Here is a 5573-nt window from a genome sequence, read left to right as displayed (position 1 = left end):
TTCTGCGCATCGGTGCCGGCGGTGGCGTCCATCACCAGCTGGTCCTTAACGGTCGGCTCGCGCATTTTCAGCGCGGAAACCGAAACGCCAGCGATGGTCAGCGGCTTGGCCAGGGTAACGATTGCGTCGCCGTTGGCGTCCAGTTGTACGAATTCCGACATTTATTTTTCCTTGAAATTGATTTGCGAAACGGGCCGGCGCTCACCGGCCCGCGCTGATTACATGCCCAGGTTGGCGCGCTGCGTCGCCATCATGTCCACGCCGTTGACGATGTGGATCATGTTCACCGCGTCGATTTCCTGCACCACCACGTCGCCATGCTGCAGCTTGTAATAGTTCAGGTTCAGGCCGATTTTCAGCGATGGCTTGTCGCCGGCCTTGACGCTGCCCTGGTCAAATTCGGTGATCTTGCCGCGCATGCTATGGACAACCGGCGTCGTGGTGCCGTCGTACGATTCCAGGTTTTCGCGCAGAGTGAACTGCACGAACTGGCCTTCGGCGACGCCGTACAGCGCCAGAATCTTGCGGTCGAACGCGATCATGGAAAAATCGGCGTCCATGGCTTCCTGGCCCATGTTCAGCTTGATAGGCAGGTTCATGCCGCCGGCCCGGAATTCTTCCGTTTTCAGGGTCAGCTTTGGCGGGTTCACCTCGTCAACCTGGCCGGCGTAGCTGGTGCCATCGACAAACAGGTTAAAATTTTTGCGTACGTCGCGGGCGGCCATTTAGAAAATCTCCTTGATGTAGTCTTGGACCAGGTGGCTGCGCAGCGTCACATGCTCGGCCGGATAAGCAGGCGTGAAATCGAAATCGAAATACACCTTGCCCTGCGCGATCTGATCGGAAGTATTCAGGTCAGGATCAACCCAGCAGCTGCCGCCCAGGATCGCGCCGATGCTGACCAGGTGGCGCAGATAGGCGTTCACGCTTTCGGTAACTTCGGCGATGTACTGCTTGGTGATGCCGCGATCCACGGCCCACAGGTGCGCGGCCTGCAGGCTGTCGTTGATGATGTCGGCGGTACGCACCACGCACAGGAACGCCCACTTGCTATCGCTCGACAGCGTGCGGTTGCCCCACAGGCGGAAGCCGTCTTCGCGGATGATCGTGGCCACCTTGGCTTCGTTCAGCAGGTTGGCGCGGCTGGCGGAATCGCCCAGCGCGAAGTCGATAGCGCGCGACGTGCCGGTGATGCCGTTGAACAGCTGGTTCGATGGCGACCACCAGAAGCCCAGTTCATTGTCGATGCGCGCCTGGATGCCAGCAGCGCCCGCGCTCGCGTAGCTCTGCATGGTCAGGCCATCCGAACCAGTTTTCAGCACTGGCGGGTCGATCAGGTACACGCGCTTGCTGCCGAAGTCGCCAGCGTAGGCGACGGCGGCGGCGTCGTTGGTGCCAGGGCCGTCAGCGAAGATCACGGCGCGCAGCTGGTCGGCGATGCCGATCAGTTCGGCGACAATCGAATTGCCCACGGTGCCGCGCGTGATGGTGAACGTTGCGGTCGTGGTGCCTGCGCCTGCGGTGCTGGCCAGGGTGACGGTCGGATTGCTGGTGTAGTCCTGGCCGCTGGCGGTCAGTGAAACGCTGGTGACTGCGCCGCCCGAAACCACAGCGGTGCCGGCCGCGCCAGTGCCGCTTCCGCCAGTGAATACCAGCGCGTGCGTGCCGTTGGTGTAGCCAGCGCCAGCATTGTTTTTCGCAATGGTCAAGATGCCGTTGGCGGTGCGTTGGTGCGTGAAGCCTGGCGCAATCAGGATGCGCGGCTGAACGCCCAGCGTGGACTTCGCCGACAGCAGGGCGTGAACGCCCAGGCGCTGGCCGGTGTTCGCGTCAGTGCCGCCCAGTACGTTGGCCAGGGTCGCGGCGTCGGTCGTTTCCTTTTCGACGCGGATAACGACAACGACAGCGCCGGCTTGATCCAGGATCGAATCCAGCGCGTCGGGCAGGGTTCCCAGGCCGTCGCCGGTCATGTCCAGCTTTGCGGCGGTGGCGCGCGAGCCAGCAATCAGCACAGGCGTGTCCAGCGGGAAAACGGTGGCATCGGCATCCGGCGCAGTGCCGACGATACCGATAACGCTTGTCGCCACGGTCGCAACCGGGCGCGCGCCGGAATCGATGTCTAAGACTTCGACGCCATGCAGGAAGGTTTCAGCCATAAAATTGGTCCCTTAGAAATTCAGAATTCGCAGCCTGAATTTTGCTCGGAACCTTGGCAGCCTTCCTCTAGTGGGTTTTCCAACAAATCCGCCGCTTTGTGTCGCGGCGGAATCGTCAGGTTTTGATGATCCAGTTCACGGCGACATTGCGAATACGAACCGCGTAGTTCGTGTACGTCACGCCGGCATCGTCCGACAGCGCCGCGCCGCCCACCGAACCGGTCGTGGTGTCCGCGCCAGTGATGGCCGAAACCTTGTTCGCCGCCATGCTGATGGTTGTGCCGCCCTGTGCAACGCCCAGCTTGCGGTTCAAGTCGATTCCGCGCCCGCGATCCAGGCCGCGCGGGAATTCGCCGCGCATGTCAGGAATGCCGAAGGTCGTACTGTTGTCGCCTTGGCCCCATGGGCAAATGCTGCCGGCGATGCTGCTGGCTGTGACAGTGGCCGCCGAAGATATCGTGATCGTGGTTGCCGTCATCGCAGTGACTGTTGCGCCATTTGGAACGCCGGCCATGCTGACAGGGTAGCCCACCAGCAGTTCCGCGCTGTAATCAACGCTCACGTTTGTGATTGTGCTGCTGCCGCTGGTCGTGGTGCCAGTAAACTGCGGGCAAAGCGCCTGGAACAGCGCCGCGTACTGGGTCCGGCTACGGGCGTTGCCGTTGGCGAAAATGTACCCGGCTGGCGCAATTGGCCCTGCGTAGGGCATCATCGCTCCGGTGACGCGCGCCCAGTCATCTGACATGGATTTCCAGAAAGTCAGTAATAGATTGCTCATATATCCTTTCTGTTAAGGGCGCTCGGCGTCCGTGATGGCCGCGCCCAGGATTGCAGCGGCGCGCTCAGTGGTCAGCAGGTGCGTGGATACCAGGTAGGCGATTCCGTTCTGCGTGTCGTCGGCGTCCAGGTCGATGAACGTCGCTGCGCCCACCAGCATCATGAAATCAGCCACCACCATGTCGCGCGCCTGCGCCACGCGGACGGCCAGGCGTTCATCGGACGTGAAACGTGAATAGAACGCCAGCAGGGTGATGCGCTTGCTGGCGGTCTGCAAAACCAGCCACGCGCCATCAACGAACTGCAGCGGCGTGGCGGCGTCTGCTGGTGGCGGAACAGTGGTGCTGTTCGCTGGTTGGCCAGGGCCGTAATAGGTGCCGGTGACATATCCGGCTTCGTCCAGTAGCCAGGCCATTATTTCACCCGCACAAATTGGCCTGCGGTGCCGCTCAGGTACAGGTAGGTGCTGTCTGTCAGGTTTTCCGCGTAGGCAGCTGCGCATGCAGTTGGCGACGTGGTGGACGTGGTGAACAGGGAGAAGGTTCCAGCCCCGTATCCTGCGGCCGTAATGCTAGACCCGGAACCAGATGCCAGTGGCAGGTTCTTCTGCTTCCAGCTGATGCCGTCATACGATACCAATACGCCGCCGCCAGCGCCGTATGCGCCGTTGGTACAAATGAAGACGCCATTGCCGAACACGATGGCCAACGCGGTGTTGTTGACGGTATGCCCCAAGCTGCGCGCAGTCCAGCTGATGCCATCTGACGACGTGGCCGTTATGCCGTTGTTCGTTACCGCAACAAACACGCCATTCCCGAAGGCAAGGCCGCGATAACCATTTGTCGACGGTGCAGTGCGAGCGGTCCACGTCGCGCCGTCTGGAGACGTTGCCGATGCGGTGCCGGTGTTATTGAGCGCAACAAACAGACCAGCGCCAAAGGCGAGGTTCACCCAATTATTGCTGGATGGTAGCGTGCGCGCCGTCCATGCGGTGCCATTCGTAGAGGATGCAGCATTCGTTCCTTGCCCGACGACGACAAACACTGTGCCGCTGAAAACGCAGGTGTTGTAACCGGTTCCGGTCAGGGAGGTTTGAGCGGTCCACACAACGCCGTCTGGCGACGTGGCGACTTCGCCAGTAAAGGCAATAGCGACGAACAGGCCGGCACCATAAGCGACAGCTTGCCACTGCTTCGCAGAAGGTAATTCCGCGATTCCCCAGTTGATGCCATCCGAAGAATATCCGACGATCTTTGACGTTGCCGAACTGGTCCCGGTAACAGCGACAAACACGCCAGCGCCATAGGCTACAGCGTTCACGTTTGCAGCGGCCAGCGAGCCAGCAGCAGCCGTGAAACTGCCATTGCGCGGAAACGCGCTATTCATCGCCGGATACAGGCTGCGCTGGATGGATTCGCCCACTGCCTTGTATGCGTCGCCAGATCGCAAAACGGATGCGATGCTGCCGACTGGAACCTGCAGAGTGGTTGCCGCGACTGCTGGCGGCGTGCCGGTATAACGTCCCATGAAATGATTTCCTTAAATTAGGTTGCCGGCACGCCGTGCGCGCGAAAGCTGACGTTCAGCGACGAAGCCTGAACCCACAATTTTTCGTTTTTCGATACCGCCAGGCCGGTGCGCTCCATCGGCTGGTTCGCTGCCACCAGCACGTCGTATTCGATCCAGTCGGCAGCTGCCGGCGATGAACCAGTAGATGGGCCGATGGCCATCCGAATGGTGATGTCCGCTGAATTGCGGTTGCAGCACAGAATGTTCACGATGGCATCGCCATCAACCTGCGCCAGTAACTGCGCGGTGTCAGCGGCGGCGATATCCGCCGACGCGATTTTACCCAATACACTCATGCTAATTGCCCCAAGAAATAGCCACGGCCGGTAATGGTCCGTCGCAGATTAAGCGGTTCGTTCGGCTCGTTTTGAACGAACGCGATTTCATGCCCCGATGTCGGATAGGTGAACGGCAGCTGAATGGTCGTGCTGTTCACTACGGTGAAGCCGAAGACGCGTACGCCTTCGATGTAGACAGCCACCCCATCAGTGGTCAGTGTTGACATCGTGTAGACCGTTTGGCCGGCGACAGTCGTTTGCACCTCTTCCAGTACGTCCACGGCGACGTTGATTGCGTCGGTGATGTTCTTCCAGCCGATATCACCATCGGCATTCGATTTTTTGTAGGCCACCTGCCCGGTAAGGCCGCCTGGCAGAATGTATGCGCCGGTTAAATTCGACTCCACCCAGGCGCGCGTTGCCAGCACAATGCTGGTGTCAATCACCAGTTGGATATTTGCTGCATTGCCCACCTTGATGGCGGCCCGGATTACCATTTCGCGCGTGCTGCCTTCGGTAGCCAGCGGTTTATAGGTGTCGGGGAAATTGCCGATGGCGAACGTCGCGCCGGTCGCATCCTTGATTGCCACTTCACGAATGGCGTACCCGCCTTCATCGGAAGGAATCACCATTTCCGCCATCATGATGGTGTTGTCGATGGTGTTCACCGACAGCGAACTGATTTGCTTTTGCACCACCTGGCGCACCAGCGCTTCGGGTAGTGGATCAGTCGGGATTGGGTTGCCGCCACCATCGCCGGCTGCCATGTGGGTCAACACCACGGCAGCCCCGC

Annotated in this window: 8 protein-coding genes; all 8 read right to left on the bottom strand. The window is 60.3% G+C overall.

From position 1 onward, the window contains the following. Window positions 1-161, bottom strand: a 161-nt coding sequence (locus QZ994_RS20055) for a phage tail assembly protein (protein ID WP_367172344.1), incomplete at its 3' end; no start/stop codon positions are given. Between the two features lie 57 nt (window positions 162-218). Then, window positions 219-725, bottom strand: a complete 507-nt coding sequence (locus QZ994_RS18500) for a phage major tail tube protein (protein ID WP_290877130.1) — start codon at window positions 723-725, stop codon at window positions 219-221. Further along, the gene (locus tag QZ994_RS18495) at window positions 726-2156 is read right to left on the bottom strand and encodes a phage tail sheath subtilisin-like domain-containing protein (protein ID WP_290877127.1); all 1431 of its coding nucleotides are present in this window, start codon (window positions 2154-2156) and stop codon (window positions 726-728) included. Between the two features lie 115 nt (window positions 2157-2271). Then, window positions 2272-2934, bottom strand: a complete 663-nt coding sequence (locus QZ994_RS18490; protein WP_290877124.1) for a tail fiber protein — start codon at window positions 2932-2934, stop codon at window positions 2272-2274. A gap of 12 nt (window positions 2935-2946) precedes the next feature. Next, complete coding sequence (locus QZ994_RS18485; protein WP_290877121.1) at window positions 2947-3348, bottom strand: hypothetical protein; 402 nt, start codon at window positions 3346-3348, stop codon at window positions 2947-2949. Then, entirely contained in the window at window positions 3348-4460 is a 1113-nt protein-coding gene (locus QZ994_RS18480) for a hypothetical protein (protein ID WP_290877118.1), read from the bottom strand. Before QZ994_RS18480 ends, QZ994_RS18485 begins: the two co-directional genes overlap by 1 nt. Before the next feature lie 17 nt (window positions 4461-4477). After that, complete coding sequence (locus tag QZ994_RS18475) at window positions 4478-4798, bottom strand: hypothetical protein (protein WP_290877115.1); 321 nt, start codon at window positions 4796-4798, stop codon at window positions 4478-4480. After that, window positions 4795-5573, bottom strand: a 779-nt coding sequence (locus tag QZ994_RS18470) for a phage tail protein (protein WP_290877112.1), incomplete at its 5' end; no start/stop codon positions are given. The genes QZ994_RS18475 and QZ994_RS18470, both read right to left, overlap by 4 nt.

It is taken from the genome of Aquabacterium sp., assembly GCF_021768455.1.
Lineage (GTDB): Bacteria > Pseudomonadota > Gammaproteobacteria > Burkholderiales > Burkholderiaceae_C > Aquabacterium.
This window is presented reverse-complemented; position numbering and strand designations above follow the sequence as displayed.

Bases quoted from the DNA above. Each gene is read 5' to 3' on its own strand.
- QZ994_RS18500 (WP_290877130.1), bottom strand. From the start codon at position 725: ATGGCCGCCCGCGACGTACGCAAAAATTTTAACCTGTTTGTCGATGGC.
- QZ994_RS18495 (WP_290877127.1), bottom strand. From the start codon at position 2,156: ATGGCTGAAACCTTCCTGCATGGCGTCGAAGTCTTAGACATCGATTCC.
- QZ994_RS18490 (WP_290877124.1), bottom strand. From the start codon at position 2,934: ATGAGCAATCTATTACTGACTTTCTGGAAATCCATGTCAGATGACTGG.
- QZ994_RS18485 (WP_290877121.1), bottom strand. From the start codon at position 3,348: ATGGCCTGGCTACTGGACGAAGCCGGATATGTCACCGGCACCTATTAC.
- QZ994_RS18480 (WP_290877118.1), bottom strand. From the start codon at position 4,460: ATGGGACGTTATACCGGCACGCCGCCAGCAGTCGCGGCAACCACTCTG.
- QZ994_RS18475 (WP_290877115.1), bottom strand. From the start codon at position 4,798: ATGAGTGTATTGGGTAAAATCGCGTCGGCGGATATCGCCGCCGCTGAC.